At 41.7% G+C, this 20,217-nt stretch carries 22 protein-coding genes and 1 other RNA gene; 5 read left to right on the top strand and 18 right to left on the bottom strand.

Going from position 1 to position 20,217, the window contains the following annotated elements; translation table 11 throughout:
* Nucleotides 1–164: 164 nt before the first annotated feature.
* The 3 genes from AC3ISB_RS26190 to AC3ISB_RS26200 form a co-directional block, all read right to left on the bottom strand.
* Nucleotides 165–641, bottom strand: a complete 477-nt coding sequence (locus tag AC3ISB_RS26190; RefSeq protein WP_489274988.1) for a phage major capsid protein — start codon at nt 639–641, stop codon at nt 165–167.
* A gap of 593 nt (nt 642–1,234) precedes the next feature.
* Nucleotides 1,235–2,032: a formate dehydrogenase accessory sulfurtransferase FdhD gene (gene fdhD / locus AC3ISB_RS26195; protein WP_480339330.1), complete on the bottom strand. Its 798-nt coding sequence runs from the start codon at nt 2,030–2,032 to the stop codon at nt 1,235–1,237.
* A 55-nt stretch (nt 2,033–2,087) separates the two neighbouring features.
* Nucleotides 2,088–2,450, bottom strand: a complete 363-nt coding sequence (locus tag AC3ISB_RS26200; protein WP_480339329.1) for a Na-translocating system protein MpsC family protein — start codon at nt 2,448–2,450, stop codon at nt 2,088–2,090.
* Nucleotides 2,451–2,784: 334 nt separating this feature from the next.
* Between AC3ISB_RS26200 and fdhF the strand changes: the two genes are divergently transcribed.
* The 3 genes from fdhF to AC3ISB_RS26215 all read left to right on the top strand — a co-directional run bounded on the left by fdhF (nt 2,785) and on the right by AC3ISB_RS26215 (nt 6,683).
* Nucleotides 2,785–5,724 (top strand): formate dehydrogenase subunit alpha, encoded by a 2,940-nt coding sequence (gene fdhF, locus AC3ISB_RS26205; protein WP_489274990.1) that lies wholly within the window; start codon nt 2,785–2,787, stop codon nt 5,722–5,724.
* Between the two features lie 18 nt (nt 5,725–5,742).
* The gene (locus AC3ISB_RS26210) at nt 5,743–6,219 is read left to right on the top strand and encodes a helical membrane plugin domain-containing protein (RefSeq protein WP_098371530.1); all 477 of its coding nucleotides are present in this window, start codon (nt 5,743–5,745) and stop codon (nt 6,217–6,219) included.
* A gap of 227 nt (nt 6,220–6,446) precedes the next feature.
* Nucleotides 6,447–6,683: a hypothetical protein gene (locus tag AC3ISB_RS26215; RefSeq protein ID WP_489274992.1), complete on the top strand. Its 237-nt coding sequence runs from the start codon at nt 6,447–6,449 to the stop codon at nt 6,681–6,683.
* Between the two features lie 108 nt (nt 6,684–6,791).
* Here the strand turns inward: AC3ISB_RS26215 and AC3ISB_RS26220 are convergent, their stop codons facing one another.
* From AC3ISB_RS26220 to secG, 6 genes are all read right to left on the bottom strand, one after another.
* On the bottom strand, nt 6,792–7,790 hold the full coding sequence (locus AC3ISB_RS26220) for a nuclease-related domain-containing protein (RefSeq protein WP_489274994.1): 999 nt from the start codon (nt 7,788–7,790) through the stop codon (nt 6,792–6,794).
* Nucleotides 7,791–7,983: 193 nt separating this feature from the next.
* Nucleotides 7,984–8,345, bottom strand: a transfer-messenger RNA (tmRNA) gene (gene ssrA / locus AC3ISB_RS26225).
* Between the two features lie 123 nt (nt 8,346–8,468).
* Nucleotides 8,469–8,936 carry an SsrA-binding protein SmpB gene (gene smpB / locus AC3ISB_RS26230; protein WP_057912049.1) on the bottom strand — a complete coding sequence of 156 codons (468 nt, stop codon included), beginning with the start codon at nt 8,934–8,936 and terminating at the stop codon, nt 8,469–8,471.
* Nucleotides 8,937–9,004: 68 nt separating this feature from the next.
* Entirely contained in the window at nt 9,005–11,362 is a 2,358-nt protein-coding gene (gene rnr / locus AC3ISB_RS26235; RefSeq protein ID WP_098371538.1) for a ribonuclease R, read from the bottom strand.
* Between the two features lie 33 nt (nt 11,363–11,395).
* A complete protein-coding gene (locus tag AC3ISB_RS26240; protein WP_480339324.1) occupies nt 11,396–12,142 on the bottom strand; it encodes an alpha/beta hydrolase in 747 nt (248 codons plus the stop codon).
* Nucleotides 12,143–12,282: 140 nt separating this feature from the next.
* Nucleotides 12,283–12,516: a preprotein translocase subunit SecG gene (gene secG / locus AC3ISB_RS26245; protein ID WP_063233970.1), complete on the bottom strand. Its 234-nt coding sequence runs from the start codon at nt 12,514–12,516 to the stop codon at nt 12,283–12,285.
* Between the two features lie 176 nt (nt 12,517–12,692).
* On the opposite strand from secG, the gene AC3ISB_RS26250 reads away from it, so the two are divergent.
* Together AC3ISB_RS26250 and AC3ISB_RS26255 are read left to right on the top strand one after the other, a co-directional pair.
* Nucleotides 12,693–13,235: a hypothetical protein gene (locus AC3ISB_RS26250; protein WP_098371540.1), complete on the top strand. Its 543-nt coding sequence runs from the start codon at nt 12,693–12,695 to the stop codon at nt 13,233–13,235.
* Between the two features lie 55 nt (nt 13,236–13,290).
* A complete protein-coding gene (locus AC3ISB_RS26255) occupies nt 13,291–14,121 on the top strand; it encodes a M15 family metallopeptidase (RefSeq protein ID WP_480339323.1) in 831 nt (276 codons plus the stop codon).
* Between the two features lie 318 nt (nt 14,122–14,439).
* Here AC3ISB_RS26255 and AC3ISB_RS26260 read toward each other — a convergent pair whose 3' ends face one another.
* From AC3ISB_RS26260 to tpiA, 9 genes are all read right to left on the bottom strand, one after another.
* On the bottom strand, nt 14,440–14,808 hold the full coding sequence (locus AC3ISB_RS26260) for a hypothetical protein (protein ID WP_141992829.1): 369 nt from the start codon (nt 14,806–14,808) through the stop codon (nt 14,440–14,442).
* Between the two features lie 3 nt (nt 14,809–14,811).
* Nucleotides 14,812–14,976: a hypothetical protein gene (locus AC3ISB_RS26265; RefSeq protein WP_157831060.1), complete on the bottom strand. Its 165-nt coding sequence runs from the start codon at nt 14,974–14,976 to the stop codon at nt 14,812–14,814.
* A complete protein-coding gene (locus AC3ISB_RS26270; protein ID WP_489274998.1) occupies nt 14,973–15,152 on the bottom strand; it encodes a hypothetical protein in 180 nt (59 codons plus the stop codon). Before AC3ISB_RS26270 ends, AC3ISB_RS26265 begins: the two co-directional genes overlap by 4 nt.
* 58 nt (nt 15,153–15,210) lie before the next feature.
* Entirely contained in the window at nt 15,211–15,405 is a 195-nt protein-coding gene (locus AC3ISB_RS26275) for a hypothetical protein (protein WP_101223709.1), read from the bottom strand.
* 20 nt (nt 15,406–15,425) lie between these two features.
* Nucleotides 15,426–15,752 (bottom strand): hypothetical protein, encoded by a 327-nt coding sequence (locus AC3ISB_RS26280; RefSeq protein WP_480339322.1) that lies wholly within the window; start codon nt 15,750–15,752, stop codon nt 15,426–15,428.
* Nucleotides 15,753–15,863: 111 nt separating this feature from the next.
* A complete protein-coding gene (locus AC3ISB_RS26285) occupies nt 15,864–16,325 on the bottom strand; it encodes a hypothetical protein (protein ID WP_489275000.1) in 462 nt (153 codons plus the stop codon).
* Between the two features lie 260 nt (nt 16,326–16,585).
* A complete protein-coding gene (gene eno, locus AC3ISB_RS26290; RefSeq protein WP_098371542.1) occupies nt 16,586–17,881 on the bottom strand; it encodes a phosphopyruvate hydratase in 1,296 nt (431 codons plus the stop codon).
* Nucleotides 17,882–17,911: 30 nt separating this feature from the next.
* Nucleotides 17,912–19,447 carry a 2,3-bisphosphoglycerate-independent phosphoglycerate mutase gene (gene gpmI / locus AC3ISB_RS26295; protein WP_480339320.1) on the bottom strand — a complete coding sequence of 512 codons (1,536 nt, stop codon included), beginning with the start codon at nt 19,445–19,447 and terminating at the stop codon, nt 17,912–17,914.
* Nucleotides 19,440–20,201: a triose-phosphate isomerase gene (gene tpiA, locus AC3ISB_RS26300; RefSeq protein WP_489275002.1), complete on the bottom strand. Its 762-nt coding sequence runs from the start codon at nt 20,199–20,201 to the stop codon at nt 19,440–19,442. Before tpiA ends, gpmI begins: the two co-directional genes overlap by 8 nt.
* Nucleotides 20,202–20,217 lie beyond the last annotated feature (16 nt).

Here is a 20,217-nt window from a genome sequence, read left to right on the forward strand (position 1 = left end):
ACATTAAATTAATATAGAACTAATCTGCCCCGTTAATTCATCAAGAAAATCAACAACATTCTTTAATAGAGCCAAAAAATAAAAAAGCCCGATGAAATTAATCATCGAGCTAAAGGAGAGAGTGGGAACGGTATAAAAACCGTTCCCATTCTGATTTATTAATCTTATTTAATTTTCAATAACTTTACAGCCTGATCATTGATGACTTTTCCATCAAGATACATATCAGCAACGATCAATTGAGAACCACGAAGTGCTTGTTGAGTATCTCCACTAATATGTTTTATTTCAATACCTTTCTTAACAAGAGTTCCATAAGCTCGACCCAAGTTAACTAGAGCAACCGCTTTATTTCCAGTTAAAATGTCAGGCATAGCATCGGAAATTTGTACTGGTAATCCAAGAACAGTGTAGTACTTGTATCCATTGCCATTCTTCATATCTACCAAGTAGTAGTTGTTATTGCCATCTTTCAATTTAGATACAGTATTAAAAGTGCTACGATTCATAATAAATGTTGCACCTTCTACTAGCTGTGGATTCATAGAGTTAAACAATCCTAAAATATCATCAGTGCCAACCGCATTAGCAGCAGCAGTTGTAACATATGAGTCATATGGTAATAAAAGGGAAAAATGCAACGAGTTAAAGAAAATATTAAACCATTCATAGAACCAATTGTTGAAGATGTTTTAAAGGATTCTAATAAAAACATTGTGAATAATACACAAAATATTGCAAAAGGTTAGGAATAAATGAACAGTTTTCTGCTCGTTTATAACTATCAGAAAATTTTCTACTACTTGTTTTGGTACTACGTAGTTTCATATTGAAACTACTAAAAGACCCACTAATAAATTAGTGAGTCAAGTTCATTTAATTTTTTCTTGTATTTCCGCTCCCATACCAAATTATGTTTATCATCAAATTGAAACTGCTTCTGTTAGTAAATCATCCTCTCCAATAGTTGTTACTGTTAAACCTTGATGATTTCGAACATAAGATATTTTCTCCAAAACTCTGTCATACTCAAATTTTTCGATTAATTCAAATAACTTACTTGGATTTTATTACCAGTAGATTGGTGAGTATAATATTTCTTTTGAATCCGCAGGCGATACAGTGTTACATGCCATAAAAGGCTTGTTGGCATATCCAGCCATGCCGGCAAGGACTTTCCCAAAGCGCATTCTCCAGCCCGCCTTAGGAGCAGCATCTTTCAAGCGGAGGACGCTCAGTCATTCAATTGAATTCTTTCAGGGCATGTATAGATATTCAGTGAATCATTACGAATGAACCCGACCGTGGTGATTCCCAATCCTTCAGCCAACTCCAAGGCCAATTCGGTTGGAGCGGATTTCGAGAGTATCAGTTCACAGCCGATTTTCGCCACTTTCAAGAGAATTTCCGATGAAATCCGGCCGCTGAACACGATAGCTTTCCCATCTATCGAAATACCATTTTTCAAGCAATGGCCGTATATCTTGTCCAAGGCATTATGCCGTCCGATGTCCATCCTGCTTAATACGAGGCCATCGACATCGCATAGAGCGGCATTGTGGACCCCTCCTGTGTTCTGGAAGGTAACAGCGGAATTTTGTAAATCCTTCATCAAGCGGAAGCAGTCATCGGGAGTCAGTCTCACCGAAACATTATCCATTTTCTTGGCAGTCAATGCATCATTCACAAAGACGAACCCTTGTCTGCTCATTCCGCAGCATGATGTAATATACCGCTTATTTTGAAAGTCCTGGAAGTAGGGATTCACTTTATCTGTCTTCACATGAACAAAGCCTTCTTTTTCCTGGACCCAGATTTCTTTTATCTCATCATATTTTTTAATGATGCCTTCCGAAGCCAAATAACCAATCACCATATCCTCGATGTATTCAGGTGTACAAACCATCGTGACGAATTCCTGGCCATTTATTTTGACAGTGACGGGATACTCCGTTACGATCGTATCTTCCGTCCGCTCGATGTTGCCTTTGGTTATCCGGATGATGTCCCTCTTGCTTTCAATCGCTTTCATGTTCCCACTCCTTTTACTATCCAGGAGCCAATTGACCAATGTGTAAGGAACATGGTCAATGCCCGTTGAGTATGTCCGCTATATCCTTATCAAATACGAATACGGAAATCGCTATGTTCTCTTTTATTTTGATATCTGAAAACAAATGGACCAGTTTAGCTCCAACCAGTTCTTCCATTCCATCAGGAGGACTCTCCGAATACACATCCTGAACCATTTTGGTACGTGCAGAATGGACCATGTCCCTTCCTTCCTCCGATCTTGATATGAACATTTCCGTAGGAGTCAAATTCCCATATAACGTAGAAACGGCCATATTTTCCACGAAAACCGTGTGTATGCGTTCTGGTCCTTTACCGAATAGTTCCTTGCGCAGCTTACGAATCATATCATTGAATTCATGGATAACTTTTGACACCGTTACGTCACTCCAATTCAAGAAAATTAAGTTCTCAATTTTCTTATCATAAATCAACGCGAAGAAAAACGAAAGGAATTTGGGAATGATAACCTCTTTCCAGGATTGTTTCTTGTTAAAATTAAAGGTATAATATCAAAGAGGAAAGTTGGGAGCATAATAGTGTACTGTTGTGTCCTATCTTTTTTAAAAATTATCCATTATGGTATGGATTGGTATATTGGCAAGCTTTGCTATTAAACTATTCCACCATGACCTACATTTCCGTTCAGAGCCGGAGGTGTGATCATGGTGGTTTTTTTTCGTGTTTTTGGCTATAAAAGGGGGAAATATAATGAGCGATTCAAACATCACCATCAAAATCAATGGGAAGGATTATACCGCTAATGAAGGAGCGACAATACTGGAGGTCATCAACCAAAATGAGATAGCTCATCCACAGATTTGTTATGTTCCTGAAGTGGATCCGATCCAAACATGCGACACATGCATCGTCGAAGTTAATGGGGAACTCGTCCGATCATGTTCGACAAAAGCAGCGGGCGGCATGGATATTGCCTTGGACTCAAGCAAGGCAAAAGAAGCCCAAACCGAAGCCATGGACCGGATCCTGGAAAACCATTCTTTATACTGTACTGTATGTGATAATAATAACGGAAATTGCAAACTGCATAACACAGCGGAATTAATGGAAATTGAACACCAAAAATATCCTTACACACCTAAAGTGGAATTGAGTGCCGTCGATATGTCCCATCCATTTTACCGCTATGATGCCAATCAATGCATCGCATGCGGTCAATGTGTCGAAGTCTGCCAAAACCTTCAGGTCAACGAGACGCTGTCCATCGACTGGGAAGCGGAACGCCCCCGGGTAATCTGGGATGAAGGAACGGAAATCAATAACTCATCTTGTGTAGGCTGCGGACAGTGTGTAACCATTTGTCCATGCAATGCATTAATGGAAAAATCGATGCTGGGTGAGGCAGGCTTCATGTCAGGTTTGAAAAACGATATGCTTGAACCAATGATTGACCTTGTCAAAGAAGTGGAACCTGGATACAGCGGGATTTTTGCCATTTCGGAGATTGAAGCGGCAATGCGTGATACACGGACGAAGAAGACAAAAACGGTCTGCACGTTCTGTGGGGTAGGATGCACATTCGAAGTCTGGACAAAAGGGCGTAAAATTCTTAAAGTCCAACCTACTCATGAAGCACCCGTCAATGCGATATCCACATGTGTCAAAGGGAAATTCGGTTGGGACTTCGTAAACTCGGAAAAACGTTTGACCAAGCCCCTGATTCGGAAAAATGGTAGATTCGTTGAATCAAGCTGGGATGAAGCACTTGATTTAGTTGCATCCAGACTTGGTTCGATCAAACAGCAATACGGCGGGAATTCAGTAGGCTTCATTTCCTCATCAAAGATCACGAATGAAGAAAACTATGTGATTCAAAAACTGGCACGGCAAATGTTCGAAACGAATAACGTCGACAATTGCTCGCGTTACTGTCAATCCCCGGCAACAGACGGACTGTTCCGTACAGTCGGCATGGGCGGAGATGCTGGTACGATTAAAGATATCGCCGCAGCAGGTCTTGTCATCATCGTTGGGGCTAACCCTGCAGAAGGCCATCCCGTACTGGCGACACGCGTAAAACGGGCACACAAGCTTCACGGACAAAAACTGATCGTAGCTGACATCCGCAAAAACGAAATGGCCGAGCGCTCCGACATCCATATCAGTCCAAAACAAGGAACAGACCAAGTTTGGTTGATGGCGGTTACAAAATATATGATCGATCAAGGCTGGCATGATCAAGAATTCATCAATGAAAATGTTAACTTCTTCGAAGATTATAAAGAAGTTCTTAAGAAATATTCCTTGGAATATGCAGAAACACACACAGGTATTTCAAAAGAAACATTGATCCAAATAGCTGAGACCATTCGCGATGCAGACGGAACATGCATTCTCTGGGGAATGGGCGTTACACAAAACACCGGTGCTTCCGATACTTCAGCGGCAATTTCCAACTTGCTATTGGCTACGGGTAACTACCGTCGTCCAGGAGCGGGAGCTTATCCGCTTCGCGGCCATAACAATGTACAGGGCGCTTGCGATATGGGTACCCTTCCAACATGGCTTCCAGGATATCAGCATGTTACCGATGACGTGGCACGTGCTAAATTCGAAAAAGCTTATGGAGTGAAAATCGATGGCAAACCTGGCTTGAACAATATTGAAATGCTTAAAGCGATAGAAAAAGGCGACATGAAGGCCATGTATCTTGTCGGAGAAGATATGGCACTTGTTGACGCGGATGCAAACCATGTTGATAAAGTATTATCCGGATTGGATTTCTTTGTTGTACAGGATATTTTCCTTTCAAGGACAGCCCAATATGCCGACGTGGTATTACCCGGAGCTCCATCTCTTGAAAAAGACGGAACGTTCACCAATACTGAGCGCCGTGTACAGCGTTTATATAAAGCCCTTCCCACTATAGGAGATTCTAAAGCGGACTGGGAAATCACTCAAGAGATCGCCAATCGCTTAGGTGCAAATTGGAACTACACTCACCCTAGTGAAATCTATGATGAAATGGCAAGCCTGTCACCGATATTCAGCCAAGCGAATTACGAGGTGCTGGAAGGATGGAACAGCTTCCTCTGGGGAAGCCATGATGGCTCAAACACACCGCTTCTTTATGTGGATGGCTTCAACTTTCCTGATAAGAAAGCGCGCTTTGCACTGGCTGACTGGGTGGAACCCCATAAATTCCCGGAAGAATATGACCTTCATATCAATAATGGACGCATGCTTGAGCATTTCCATGAAGGCAATATGACGAACAAATCCAATGGAATCCAATCGAAAGTACCTGATATTTTCGTTGAGATATCACCAGAACTTGCAAAAGAACGTAAAGTCGGTGATGGCGGACTCGTTCGCTTAGTGTCCCCATTCGGAGCCGTTAAATTAAAAGCCCTGATCACAGACCGTGTGAAAAATAATGAGCTATTTTTACCGATGAACTCAGTCGATAAAGACTCTGCCATCAACTTCCTGACTGGTCCTATCTATGATCAACGCACAAGCACGCCTGCCTACAAACAGACGATGGTCCGCATGGAAGTATTAAGCGCAAGCGGAGACATCCCATTACCGGGTACCAATCCAAGGAACAAAAAACGTCACCCTCAAAATGGTGTCGAGGTTGAACGTAAGTGGGCCCGTCCAGGGTATGTTCACTTAACAGATAAATAAACAAGGAGGGTGAAGATCATGGCAGCTCCTATTACGGAAATCCATAATCCCATTACTGAGGAAGAAATAAAGCTACAAAAACTCGAAGAACTGAAAACGCTGATCACCGATAATGAAGATGCATTAAACAATATGTTTAAAATCGTCAATGAACTGAATGACTCGGGAGTATTCGAAGCCGCGACCTCCATGCTTCAAGGAAAAGAACAAATTGCAAAAATCGCTCTTCAACAAATCACAAGGCAACCTGTCACAAACCTAATCAATACCCTTATGGGGGCAACAGGAGCCTTGATGAATGCCGATGCCGCACAATCCACGAAACTGCTAAACAGTGCACTTGCAGGAATCGATGAAGGAAACAAATTCCTTCAGACCGATAAGAAGATCGGAGTTTTGGATTTAATGAAAACATTGAATGACCCAGACATAAACCGGGCGATCGGTTTTGGCGTCCACTTCCTAAAGGGAATGGGCAAGGAATTAAAAGAATAGAATCGGAACAAAGACTCAAGAGAAACTTCTTTTGAGTCTTTGTTCTATATTGGATGAAATGCTAACATATGAAACACGTTGAACATCCCTGAATTGCATTAAAAATTGATGGAACGATAAAGCTACAACTACGCTAAAAATATGAATCATTTGCTTGTTTTGTAATGGCTTAGTTGCTGCAAAAGTATAGCGTATTGGATAAGATTAGCATTGTAGTGGATGATTTAATGAATCAAGAAGAAAAAATTAAGGAATTAGGATACGAATTGTTTTTATTGAAGCATGCATTTTTTAAATTACATGATAGTATGGCCCCGAATGGCTTTACAGAGCAAGAGGTTAGTGAGTTAGATAGATTTTTCATGTGCGTTTACGGCACAAAAAATTATCCCACAAAGGAAGAAATGGGAAAAAAAGTGGCGGATATAAAAAATATCGAAATTGAAGAATTACATATTGCCTAAGTAAAAAAATCTTATTAGCTTATCAAGCTCCAGTAATAGATATTATTCTGGAGGATTTCCAAAATGTTGATGTAAATATAGAGAAATAATTTAAAGCGTGGGCTCAAATCAATCCTCAAAATACAGGCTGTACACCCTCCCCTTATTCGCACCACTGCTTGTCAGACTCAATGATTGCAAGATCCTCGTTGCACTGGATGAAGAGGAAATGTTTAAAAAGTCCCTCAACTGCCGATTCGTTATGGTCGAGCCTAATAGATAAAAATAATCTCGTAAAGCGGGGATATGTGCTTTTTTACTGGTTAATTGGCATTGATGACAAATCCATGTGCCATGCCTTCTAAATAACTGATTCCCCTCGCAATTCTCACATATCACTCCTTTTATTATGTCCTTTTCGGTAAGGTTGTATCGTTCCAGAATGGAAAAGTCCGCATCGATGTGGTGTTTATTCATTACTCGAACTGCCTTTTTCAGATCTTTTTCACTAAAACTGAAGTCTGTTATGGAATCTTCCATTTGACTAATTTTATAAGGAAGTGAATCGCGATGGATAACTTTATAGTGGAGTTTATGGTTACTAGGAGCTGTACGGATGATTGTTTGGGGATTACTGATGACAATTAAAGAGTGGATTGGAAGTGAGGGAAAACCATTTTTCAAGAACCAATAGGTTAACTGTGATTCTTGGCGGCTGACTTGTACGATGGGATCTGGAAATGCCGTCTCTTTGCCTTCTATCGTTCGAATGAGCTGGTTGAAATGCGGATCAAAATAGATTGCCCCTGCAATGTTCTTCACTTCAATAATAAGCGCATATTTCTTGGAGATTAATAAGGTATCAAGTTGAAAAAATCGGGATTGATCCTGCAGCCTTAAGTCGTGGAAGATGTAATAGCTTTTCGGTTCAAGAAAGCTTAATGGAAAATCAATGGAACATTCCCCTTTATGGCCCGCTTCCCTTTTTTTGAGATCATTCATGATTAAGGGGAGTTTAGGGTGATTCGGAGGAAGCCTGCTCGCTAATGCACGTAATTTGCGGATGGCAAGAGGAACTTTTCGCTTTTTTACAATCAATTTCATCGCTCCAATCTTGGTTTCTCCCAAATGATTCTACACCAGAAGGGAATATTCCTTTAAATGATAGCGATTGTACAATTTATCTGCGAAATCGGGATTATATCTTCGAAAATGGAGATATATCTGCGAAAACTCCTGATTTATCTGCGAATTATACGTTTTATCGATTTTTCGACAAAAACAAATAAAAAAACAAATAAAAAACCACCAATATATGTATTGGTGGAGACGGTGGGAGTCGAACCCACGTCCAGACATAACGGCACTTAAGCTTCTACGAGTGTAGTCGATATATTCGCATTTCGCGAACTCATTAGCCTATCGACAGGCGGCAGAGCAGCTAGTCTGATTGGTCTCTTCCTTCATCCTCAGACGGTGGATTCCGGCGTATCCCACTTAGAGTGAGTCCCTTACCCTACCACGTGGGCCATGGAGGGAGGAACAGCTATCGACTGTTATTAAGCAGCGAAAGCTAGGTTGTTGTTTTGTTTGCCAGTTATAGGCGTTGACGTTTTAACGAGGCCGATCCCCTCGACTCGCAACTTAAGCTCGAACTATCCCTGTCGAATCCGTAACGTCCCCATGATAGAAATGGAGCGTACGAGAGAAGAATAGTCAGCAAGTTGGCTGATATTCAATTGTCATCGGTACAGGATTAATTATAACAGATTGGTTCAAAAAATCAATTGTAAGGTCTTGGCAGTTTTACATCTTCTGACGATCACGGAAAGCACGTTCAATATCACGCTTCGCTTCCTTCTTCTTTAAGTCATCACGCTTGTCATATTGTTTCTTCCCTTTTCCAAGTCCGATTAAAACTTTGGCAAAGCCATTCTTTAAATACATTTTCAACGGGACGATGGTGTAACCTGTTTCCTTTGTTTCACCGATCAGTTTACTGATTTCTTTTTTATGCAAAAGAAGCTTCCGTGTCCTCAACGGGTCATGGTTAAACTGGTTTCCCTGCTCATAAGGGCTTACATGCATATTATGAAGATAAATTTCACCATTTTCTATTTTAGCAAAGGCATCCTTCAAATTCACTCGGGCCGCACGGATTGCTTTGATTTCTGTCCCTTTTAAAACGATTCCCGCTTCAAACGTTTGTTCAATAAAAAAATCATGATAAGCTTTTTTATTTTGTGCTAGTTGTTTACCTGAGCCTTTTGGCATCTAACTCTCCCCTTTTTTACATCCAATCGCGGCGAGAGGATGAAATGATCATCCCCACGCCTGAATCTTTATCTCTTTTTTGGTTTTCTCTTGCGCTTGGCAGCTGGCGCATTTTCAAAGAATTTTTTCTTATTTTTCGATTTTCTTCCAGAAGAAGCCGAATCTCCATTACGGTCGCCGCCTTTTCCTTCCTTACGTCCCCCATTGCCGCCTCGGCCGCGTTTGCGTTCACCTGAATTGGCTTTGAATATTTTCTTCTCGCCAGATGGACGCGGACGGCTTACCTTCATGCCGATGATTTCAAAATCGATGGCGCGTTCCTCTTTATTGACGTTGGAAACACGTACGTCGATCTCATCGCCAATCCGGAACACATTACCGGTACGCTCCCCGATCATTGCAAGCTGACGCTCATCGAAGCGGTAATAATCATCTGTCATGAAGCTGACATGGACAAGTCCTTCAATGGTGTTCGGCAACTCGACAAACATCCCGAAATTCGTAACCGAACCAATGATCCCGGTATATTCTTCGCCGATTTTATCCAGCATATATTCCGCTTTCTTCAGATCATCCGTTTCCCGTTCAGCATCGACTGAGCGACGTTCACGTTTCGATGTATGATCGGCAATCTCAGGTAAATTGGCATTCCATTTCTCCTTCGTAGCTTCATCCATTTTACCTTCCACCAAGTAGGTCCTGATCAACCTGTGCACGATCAAATCCGGGTAACGGCGAATCGGCGATGTGAAATGTGTATAAAACTCAGCAGATAAACCAAAGTGACCTAAGCTCTCCGGATCATATTTCGCCTGTTGCATGGAACGAAGCATGACGGTTGAAATGACCGTTTCTTCCGGTTTACCGGCAACTGCCTCAATGATTTCCTGTAACGCCTTAGGATGGACGTCATTGGCCGATCCCCGTACAATATATCCGAAATTCGTAATGAATTCGAAGAAACGCTGCAGTTTTTCCGGCTTTGGATCTTCATGAATACGGTAGATGAACGGAACGTCAAGACGGTGAAAATGCTCTGCAACGGTTTCATTTGCCGCAAGCATGAACTCTTCAATCAGCTTTTCCGCAACAGACCTTTCACGTAAAACCACATCAGTCGGATGGCCCTCTTCATCAACGATGACTCTCGCTTCATTGAAATCAAAGTCGATCGCACCGCGGTTCATCCGGTTTTTACGAAGGATGGCCGCTAACTTCTCCATGTCCTGGAACATTGGCACCAACGCTTCATAGCGTTCGAGCTGTTCTTCATCTTTATCCACAAGGATTTTGTTCACATTGCCATAGGTCATACGTTCCGTCGTCTTAATGACACTTTCAAAAATCTCATGATTGACGACTTTGCCATCTGGCGTGATTTCCATTTCACAAGAGAGTGTAAAACGATCGACTTGTGGGTTCAAGGAACAAATGCCATTCGATAAACGATGCGGAATCATTGGAATGACCCTGTCCACCAAATATACGCTCGTCCCTCTTTCCAAAGCTTCCTTATCGATTGGAGATCCTTCCTCCACATAATGGCTGACATCAGCAATATGAACACCCAGCTTGTAATTGCCATTTTCAAGTTTAGAAACAGTGACGGCGTCATCCAGGTCCTTTGCATCTGCTCCATCAATTGTGACCAAAACATCATTGCGCAAATCCCTGCGGCTGCCAATTTCACTTTCTTGAATGGTATCCGAAACGGCATTGGCTTGCTCCATTACGTCTTCCGGGAACTCCATTGGCAAACCATATTTATGGATCACGGAAAGAATATCCACACCAGGGTCATTTTTATGCCCCAGAATCTCAATGACTTCGCCTTCAGCACTTATGCGTCCTTCAGGATAGGAAGTAAGCTTGACGACAACCTTATGGCCCTCTACCGCTCCATGTGAAGCGTGCTGTGGGATGAAGATATCGCTTGCGATTTTTTTATCATCAGGGATGACGAAACCAAAACTTTTACTTTCGGAGTATGTACCGACCACTTGTGTAATTCCGCGTTCAAGTATTCTGATGACCGTGCCTTCTTGCCTTGAGCCCGATGTTTCCGAAGACACTCGTACCATGACGACATCTCCATGCATCGCTGTGCCCGTTTCATTTGGCGGAATGAAAATATCATCCATTCCTGGGTTATCGTCAGGTGTCACAAATGCGAATCCTTTTGCATGTCCCGTTAATTTACCGCGGAACAAATTCATTTTTTGCGGCAGGCCGTAACGATTGCTTCTCGTTCTGACCACCAATCCCTTTTCTTCCATTTTTACTAAAGCCTTAACGAAATTCTTGAAATCTGCCGAGTCTTCGATTTTCAAAGCCTCTTCCAGTTCTTGTACCGTTAACGGCTTATACGCTTCATCCGTCATGTATGTCAGAAGCTTATTAATATGTTCTTGAATGTTATCTTCCATGAAAACCCTCCTATTCAGGGTATAATAAATTTGTTATTCGGACCAATCCAGACTTTCTAAAAATTCCAATACATCTTCATGCAACTGGTCTTTTTCTTTATCAAGAGTTATGACATGGCCGGATTCTTCATACCACTTGATTCGTTTGACCGGTGATTCAATGGAATCAATAATAATATCGGCACTTTTTGGATTGATAACATCATCATGCCGGCCCTGCACGACAAATGTCGGAGCGTAAATAAGGTCGACGTGCTCTCTTACATCCGTTATCAATTCCTGAAGGGCTTTCAATGTATTCATCGGTTTATCGGCAAGGAGGTCCATTTCAAGCTCTATTTGCTCTTGAGTTTTCCCTTCATACTTCTTAAATTCTCTGGCGTACTCCAATACTCCTTTAAACATCATTTCTTCACTTTTAATATGCATAGGCGCACACATTGATACGATACCCTTTATAGGTACAGTGTAACCTAATTTAAGAGAAAATACGCCTCCTAATGAGAGTCCGGCAACAGCAATTTCTTCATGGCCTTTGCTTTTAAGAAAATCATAGGCCATCATGACATCTTTCCACCAATCTTCCGGACCCGTTTTCACCAGTTCCTCTGGCGGAACTCCATGCCCTTTATAGTGCGGGGCATGACAGGTGTATCCCTGTTTCTCCAAGTAACGGCCAAGCATCCGTACATCCGCCGAATTTCCCGTAAATCCATGTAAAAGTAAGACAGCCCTTTTTCCGCTTTCAAAAGTAAAGGGCTGCTGCAGCTTGATTTTCATGACTTCAAACTCCTTTATCAGTAAATAGAATTCAAAATATCCCTATCCTATAATTAAGTACTAAAATCACTATATCTATTCATGCAACTATTGTGCAAAGAAAAAAGCCTAGCTAATTAGCTAGACTCATTTTTGATCCATTACACATCAAAGAAAGCAACAAGTAAAGTTAAAGCAAAGAATAAAATCGCCAATACTATCGTTGCACGATGTAAAACTAGGTCCAAACCGCGTGCCTTTTGCTTTCCGAATAGCTGCTCAGCACCGCCGGCAATCGCACCCGATAAACCTGCACTCTTACCTGATTGAAGCAATACCGTCACAATGAGGGCGATACTGACAATCACTAAAAGCGTTATGAGAAATGCATGCATGCAATTACACCTCCTGAAGAACCAATAAACAATTACTTTAACTTTACCACACCCAATAAATATCCACAATCTTTGTTATACTATGATGGTAAGAATTCCTAAAAACCCATAGTCATTTATTTCTTTTTGAAACAAAGTTTGAGATAATTTGCATAAATAGAGAAAGAGGTGTCAACATGTTTAAGTCCATACTTCGGATTCTTGATCTCCTGACCATCCTATTCTCGGCGGTTGCCGGCTATTCTTTATGGACAGGCGGAAGCAATCTTATCAGTGTCCTATTAATCATCCTATCACCAATTTTATTGCTGCTGGCAAAGTATCACGGAAATCGATACTTATTATTTGCTGCATATATCACGACAACCGTTTATTTTACTGCTATTATTTATAATGGACTTTCCAATAGCGGTACCGATTTTTTCCAATCCAACTTCCATGTCCTCCTGATCGGGGCAGCAGCCGCCTTGCTGAGCGTCATAGCAGCGGTCATTGGGTTTGGGACAAATACCCTTACGATTCTTTGGTTATCGCTTCACGCCCTTGTCACATTCGAGACAATCAGGATGTCATCTGGTTTCCTTTCGAACTTTTGGTCTGATCCCGTCGTGCAAACCGCAGTTCGTAATGATTATCCATTTTTATTGATGGTCGTCTGGATTGGCTTATTTCTAGATAAATATCAAAGTGAATTAACAAGGGATTACTTATCACGATAATTTTTCAAAACTACTTTTATTGGAAATCTTATATTAAAAGCAAGGGGCCTTTCAAATGTTAAAACCTATATTTGCAGCAACCGCTCTATCATCTTTCATTCTGATGGCTGGCTGTTCATCAGACCTGACAAGCGATCATGAAAAAGAGCAAAAAGAAGAACAACCGAGCTCCCAGGATACGGAGACGGGGACAGAAACCGACAAGAATGATGATTCAAAAGAATCGGCCCAACGCCAGGTGGATGTTGATGAAACGGCTAAACCCGCACAGGCTGGCCTTCAGACGTTAGCCAATCCGGAAAGCATACCTGTACTTGTCAATAAACAATACAGTCTTCCTGAAGATTACAAACCCGCTGACCTCATCTACCCAAAAGTGGATTTCATCTTTCAAGATAAAATCGAAAAAAGAATGATGCGCGAAGAAGCGGGGAAGGCTCTTGAAGTAATGTTCCAAGCTGCCGAAAAAGACAGCATGCACTTCGCCGGCGTTTCCGCATACCGCTCACACCAAACACAAATCACCGTCTTTAATAACTATGTGGCTAAGGACGGGGAAGAAAAAGCGAAAACCTACAGCGCAATGCCTGGGACAAGCGAGCATGAAACGGGCCTAGCGATTGATGTCACGACCCACGATGGTGCATGCGCTGCACAAGACTGCTTCGGTGATACGAATGAAGCGGCCTGGCTTGCTGAACATGCACATGAATACGGATTTATCATCCGCTACCCTGAAGGCAAGGAAAACATCACAGGGTATAAATACGAACCATGGCACATCCGTTATGTTGGTGTGGCTACCGCAACTGAAATCTTTGAAGCGAAGATTACATTAGAAGAATACTATAATGCCGTACCAGTGGAAGCTGTATCGAATAAATAAAAAAAGGTGCCCGGATGCGGCACCTTTTTTTATATTAATCAAACGTTTGATTAAATCCTTTTATCAGCCCTGAACCAAGCCGGAATCAGTGACTGGACGGCTAACTTTATAAGCAAAAAAACCTCCCATACAATGTGTATTCTCACATTGTATGGGAGGTGAAAAGAAATTACTGTGCAGAATCCATCTTCTCGTCAGAAGCAGAATCCCAAAATAATTGGGTGAATGGATTTCAAAGACTGAAAGAACGAAACCTAATTTTGGAGCATTGCATATTTAAGCAACGAAAAAAGGACTCCGCATAATTGGCGGGGTCCTTCAATATTCATCGTTTTTATTTTCAACTTCAAATAGGTTGAAACTTGATGATTCATCTGGGTTGAATGCAGGTTCTTCATTTTCATATTTATATTTATGTTCTTCTACGTATTTAATTTTCTGATATTCCTCTTTTGACATACCCTCCCAAATTTTTGTTGCATTGTGGTCTTCATGGCCAGGCTGAGGATTCGTATGCGGTGTTGGGTCCAAGATAAAACTACCCAAAAAAATGGTTGTGTAGAAAAATGGCATTGCCATAATCAAAACGATTAAGCCCAATGCTCCAACTATATTTATGTATTTTTTCATTGGTGACATACCTCCCAATTTTTGAATTTTTATATTCAATTGATGTACAACCAGCATATTTTAGTCACTCCATAACCAATCACGAAACCACTTGACGGGAAGAACAGCCAATACACAAATTACAAGAAGTATGAATGCAATATACAGCATTCCTAAATCAATCAGTATGCCCATTACTACAGCTACACAGGAGATTATAATAGCGATAGAGAAACGTTCAGTCATTGTCTCACCTCCCGTTTGGTTAACTCCAGTAAATCTTTTATTAATTCATCGGTATGGATGAAAACAAACACTTGGTATTTTTTGTTGTTTCGATTGGGCATAGTATGATGAATGTCATGTCCAGCCCGTACCAGAACCATAGACAATGATTTTTTGTAAATGTTCTTGAGCCCCATAATATCCACCTCCATTTATGAAATTGGCAAAGGAGGTAAAGTGCTTACCTCCTTAAATTCATTCCTTTTCCATCTTTTCTTTCTTTTCCATTTTATGAAGGATGATATTGGAAACAATCGCATAGACCACAAATGCCATCCAATAATAACCATAATCCTTATCGTTGCCAATGGACGAAAACATTAATATCGCAAATAACAAATATGGAATGGTCAATAACAATCGGAGTTTCCAAAGGTATCGTCCCCACATCGGTATTCCTCCTTTTAAAATCATTGGCAGTGCTTTTGAGATTTTTTCCACTCCTCAAATACTATGTCACTGGCAATAATTTCAGCATCGGTATATCCCAACCCACCTAAAGCAACTTTGATTTCATCAGCGCTCTTGCTGTCAAATAATCGTAGCTTGGGAATGAGAGCCCACGCTCGCTGTTTATCAATTTCCACAGCTACAGAGTTGATATCACCAAGCAAATCAAGGTCGTTTATATAATGGTCCAATGTGCGTTTGGAAAGAAAGTCAGTTCCTTCATTATTGTTACGGAAAAACAATCCTGTTAGCGTTTCGATGGCTGTTGATAAGATTTCTGGTTTCATGGCTTTCGTCCTCATAATTAACTAAATATTCCGTTACATCTATTACTATAGAAGTATGAAGTACCAAAATTATGCTGTCAATCTAAAAAAGACCATTCCTATTGGAACGGTCTAAAAGTTTGGCATATAAGATTTTTCGTCTGTGTTTTTAACATCCAGCTCATGACCATCTACCATGTAATCATAAACAAGCGTGGCTTGTGGGACATACTTTCCATCTATCTTTGCTTGATGTATTGCTCTGTCCACTTTACCGAAACCGTTGATTTGTCGCCTTTCTGCTAATTGCAAATTATATTTTCTAGCCACAATATCGAACACAAGTTTTGCATCATCTTGAGTTTTAGGCAGCTCTAGGCTTTCACGAACTTTACTTTCAGTTTTCGTTAAATAAGCACAGTAAGCATCATATTTAAAGCGAATGCCATAATATGCGTGGATTTCCTTGTGTTTTTTTATAAACTCCTTAGAGTTTGGATGATTGCCTTTTTTGGCTATCCAATATCCAATTCCCAATTCCTCTTTTAACAAGTTGACCTTATCGTCAATATCTTTAGCAATATCAATATCCAATGGGCCATACCATTTTGTAATTGTAGGTCTCGATAGTTCGCTTGGAATAATTTTTAATTTGTAAGTCAAATGTAAATTCTTTCAACAAGTCCTGTATTAACACGCAAAAACCCCCAATTCATAAGCGATTTCACTCACTTATAAATCAGGGGTTGATACTAAACATTTGTATTGCTAAGTTCGAGTTGATGTACTACATAACTCAAAGTGTCCAAAAGTGCCTTGTATGACAAAGTTCGGACGTATTTTATGCTTGATAATTACTTCTTCAGGTTATAGAAAGATTTCAAGCCGCCATATACAGCCAAGTCACCAAGTTGGTCTTCGATGCGAAGAAGTTGGTTGTATTTAGCGATACGGTCTGTACGGGACATTGAACCAGTTTTGATTTGTCCTGCGTTTGTTGCAACGGCAATATCAGCGATCGTTGCATCTTCCGTTTCACCGGAACGGTGGGAAACGACTGCAGTGTAGCCTGCGCGTTTAGCCATTTCGATTGCATCAAACGTTTCTGTCAGTGTACCAATTTGGTTCACTTTGATCAGGATGGAGTTACCGATGCCTTTTTCGATGCCTTCAGCCAATTTTTTCGTGTTCGTTACAAAAAGATCGTCACCAACAAGTTGAACTTTAGAACCGATGCGTTCCGTTAAAAGTTTGTGGCCTTCCCAGTCATTTTCATCCAGGCCGTCTTCGATGGAGAGAATAGGGAACTCATTCACTAGCTCTTCATAGAAAGCAACCATTTCTTCGGATGTAACGCCATTGCGGCCTTCGCCTGCAAGATCATATTTGCCTGTTTCTTTGTTATAGAATTCAGATGAAGCTACGTCCATACCAAGGTAGATATCTTCGCCTGCTTTGTAGCCAGCTTTTTCAATTGCCTCGATGATGACTTGCAGTGCTTCACGGTTTGAACCAAGGTTTGGCGCAAAGCCGCCTTCATCGCCGACTGCCGTATTCAAGCCTTTGGCAGAAAGGACAGATTTCAATGCATGGAATACTTCAGCACCCATACGAACTGCTTCTTTGAAGCTAGGAGCGCCTACAGGAAGGATCATGAATTCCTGGAAGTCAACATTGTTATCGGCATGTGATCCGCCGTTAATGATGTTCATCATTGGAGTTGGAAGTTGTTTCGCATTGAACCCTCCAAGGTAACGATACAATGGTAAACCTGAAAATTCCGCAGCGGCATGGGCAGCAGCCATTGATACACCAAGGATTGCATTAGCTCCCAGGTTTCCTTTGTTTTCAGTGCCATCCAATTCAATCATAGTAAGGTCAAGGCCTGCTTGGTTCGTTACATCCAAACCGATGACAGCTTCAGCAATGATATCATTTACATTATCGACTGCTTTTTGTACCCCTTTACCCAGGTAACGAGATTTATCTCCGTCACGAAGCTCAACCGCTTCGTGTTCCCCTGTTGAAGCACCTGATGGTACGATTGCACGTCCGAAGTATCCGGACTCTGTTTGGATTTCTACTTCTATTGTTGGATTACCACGGGAATCTAGCACTTCGCGTGCATATACATGTTCGATGTACGGCATAATAAATCTCTCCTTTTCCTAATCACAATTTTATTTAGATAATAGGGATTTCCCTGTCATTTCAACAGGTTTTTCGACTCCAAGCAAATCAAGCATCGTTGGAGCTAAATCGCCTAAGATACCACCTGTTCTTAATGTTACCTGATTTTTAGTGATAATGACAGGCACGGGATTCGTAGTATGGGCTGTCATGGGATTGCCTTCAAGCGTTACGACTTCATCAGCATTTCCGTGGTCAGCGGTAATGATTGCTGTACCGCCTTTTGAGACGATTAAATCGACAATCCTGCCTAGGCATTCATCCACTGTTTCAATCGCTTTAATGGTAGGCTCTAGCATCCCTGAATGACCAACCATGTCCGGGTTGGCAAAATTCAAGAGAATGGCATCAAAACGATCAGCCTCAATCTGTTCCACCAATGCATCCGTCACTTCATAAGCACTCATTTCCGGTTGTAAATCATATGTAGCGACTTTCGGAGAATTAATTAAAATCCTCTCTTCACCAGGAAACTTCTCTTCACGTCCGCCGCTCATGAAAAACGTCACATGCGGATATTTTTCAGTTTCAGCGATACGAAGCTGGGTTAGCTGGTTTTGGGAAAGTACTTCCCCTAATGTATTATCAAGATTTGTCGGATTAAATGCAACATATCCGTCAACTGTTTCCGAAAAATGTGTCAAGCAGACAAAATGGAGATGCTTTGGATGTCCAGGACCGCGGTCAAATGAGCGAAAATCCTCATTCGTAAACGTATTGGAAATCTGGATCGCCCGGTCTGGACGGAAGTTATAAAAGATTACGGCATCATCATCTTTAATCGTTGCCACCGGCTTACCGTCTTCCGCCGTTATGACTGAAGGTATCACGAACTCGTCAAATATACCATGTTCGTAGGAATCCTCGACACATTCCATTGCAGAAGAGTAAGCAGGGCCATCACCATACACCATCGAACGGTAGGATTTCTCCACACGTTCCCAGCGCTTATCACGGTCCATCGAATAATATCTTCCGGATATGGTCGCAAACTGACCAACACCGATTTCCTTCATTTTCGCTTCCGCTTCCTTAATATAACCCTGCGCCGTTTTCGGTCCGACATCACGGCCATCTAAGAATGCATGTACATATACATTTTTAACTCCTTCTTTTGCGGCCAATTTCAGCAGGGCATACATATGATCAATATGACTGTGCACGCCGCCATCTGAAAGAAGACCGAAAAGATGAAGGTCTGTGCCTTTTTCTTTGGTATGGCTCATGGCATCGACCAAAGTTGGATTTTGTGCAAACTCGCCTTCACGGATAGCCAGGTTCACACGGGTCAGACTTTGATAAACGATCCGTCCTGCCCCGATATTCAAATGCCCCACTTCCGAGTTCCCCATTTGACCTGCAGGCAAGCCGACCGCTTCCCCGCTTGCAGTTAAATGGGAATGCGGATACTGTTCCCAAAAACGGTCAAAATTCGGTTTTTTCGCATGAAAAACAGCATTTCCCTTTTCTTCGTTACGGCAGCCAAAACCGTCTAAGATGATAAGTGCCACAGGCGACTTACTCATAGTGACCAGCCTCCAGCAATTGTAAAAATGAATCGGATTTCAAGCTTGCACCGCCAACCAACGCACCGTCTATATCAGGTTGTGCCATGTACTCTTTAATATTCTCAGGTTTTACACTGCCACCGTACTGAATTCGGATGGCTGCAGCTGCTTCATTTGAAAATTTGTCGGCAACAACTGAGCGGATATGCGCACAAACTTCATTTGCATCTTGAGCAGATGACGATTTTCCTGTTCCAATCGCCCAAATCGGCTCATAAGCAATAACGGCTTGTTTCAATTGATCGTCAGATAATCCTGCCAGGCCTTTTTCAATCTGACTGCCTACGAAATCATTCGTTTCGCCAGCTTCCCTTTGCTCAAGTGTTTCACCGCAGCAAACGATCGGGGTCAACTGGTGGGCAAAAGCGGCATGGGCTTTTTTATTAACGGCTTCATCCGTTTCGTTGAACATTTCCCGGCGCTCAGAATGACCAAGTATGACGTAGGATACACCAAGATCAGCCAATGCGATTGGGCTGATTTCGCCTGTGAAAGCACCGCTTTCTTCAAAGTGCATGTTTTGCGCCCCGATTTTCACATCGGTTCCTTTTGCTTCTTGAACCAGCTGATCCAAAAATAAAGCTGGAGCACATACAACCGTATCAATTACATCTTGCTTCGGAATCAAATTGCTCACTTCTTCTAAAAAGGCAGTCGCATCAGATAGTGTTTTATTCATTTTCCAGTTTCCTGCAATAATCGGTTTACGCATTTGGTTTCTCATCCCT

This window comes from Peribacillus sp. GL_122, from assembly GCF_057835005.1.

What these genes read in the sequence shown, in the direction of transcription:
- fdhD (WP_480339330.1), bottom strand. Translation starts at nt 2,032, where the DNA reads ATGAAAGCGATTGAAAGCAAGAGGGACATCATCCGGATAACCAAAGGC.
- fdhF (WP_489274990.1), top strand. Translation starts at nt 2,785, where the DNA reads ATGAGCGATTCAAACATCACCATCAAAATCAATGGGAAGGATTATACC.
- AC3ISB_RS26210 (WP_098371530.1), top strand. Translation starts at nt 5,743, where the DNA reads ATGGCAGCTCCTATTACGGAAATCCATAATCCCATTACTGAGGAAGAA.
- AC3ISB_RS26215 (WP_489274992.1), top strand. Translation starts at nt 6,447, where the DNA reads ATGAATCAAGAAGAAAAAATTAAGGAATTAGGATACGAATTGTTTTTA.
- smpB (WP_057912049.1), bottom strand. Translation starts at nt 8,936, where the DNA reads ATGCCAAAAGGCTCAGGTAAACAACTAGCACAAAATAAAAAAGCTTAT.
- rnr (WP_098371538.1), bottom strand. Translation starts at nt 11,362, where the DNA reads ATGGAAGATAACATTCAAGAACATATTAATAAGCTTCTGACATACATG.
- AC3ISB_RS26240 (WP_480339324.1), bottom strand. Translation starts at nt 12,142, where the DNA reads ATGAAAATCAAGCTGCAGCAGCCCTTTACTTTTGAAAGCGGAAAAAGG.
- secG (WP_063233970.1), bottom strand. Translation starts at nt 12,516, where the DNA reads ATGCATGCATTTCTCATAACGCTTTTAGTGATTGTCAGTATCGCCCTC.
- AC3ISB_RS26250 (WP_098371540.1), top strand. Translation starts at nt 12,693, where the DNA reads ATGTTTAAGTCCATACTTCGGATTCTTGATCTCCTGACCATCCTATTC.
- AC3ISB_RS26255 (WP_480339323.1), top strand. Translation starts at nt 13,291, where the DNA reads ATGTTAAAACCTATATTTGCAGCAACCGCTCTATCATCTTTCATTCTG.
- AC3ISB_RS26260 (WP_141992829.1), bottom strand. Translation starts at nt 14,808, where the DNA reads ATGCTGGTTGTACATCAATTGAATATAAAAATTCAAAAATTGGGAGGT.
- AC3ISB_RS26265 (WP_157831060.1), bottom strand. Translation starts at nt 14,976, where the DNA reads ATGACTGAACGTTTCTCTATCGCTATTATAATCTCCTGTGTAGCTGTA.
- AC3ISB_RS26270 (WP_489274998.1), bottom strand. Translation starts at nt 15,152, where the DNA reads ATGGGGCTCAAGAACATTTACAAAAAATCATTGTCTATGGTTCTGGTA.
- AC3ISB_RS26275 (WP_101223709.1), bottom strand. Translation starts at nt 15,405, where the DNA reads ATGTGGGGACGATACCTTTGGAAACTCCGATTGTTATTGACCATTCCA.
- AC3ISB_RS26280 (WP_480339322.1), bottom strand. Translation starts at nt 15,752, where the DNA reads ATGAAACCAGAAATCTTATCAACAGCCATCGAAACGCTAACAGGATTG.
- eno (WP_098371542.1), bottom strand. Translation starts at nt 17,881, where the DNA reads ATGCCGTACATCGAACATGTATATGCACGCGAAGTGCTAGATTCCCGT.
- gpmI (WP_480339320.1), bottom strand. Translation starts at nt 19,447, where the DNA reads ATGAGTAAGTCGCCTGTGGCACTTATCATCTTAGACGGTTTTGGCTGC.
- tpiA (WP_489275002.1), bottom strand. Translation starts at nt 20,201, where the DNA reads ATGCGTAAACCGATTATTGCAGGAAACTGGAAAATGAATAAAACACTA.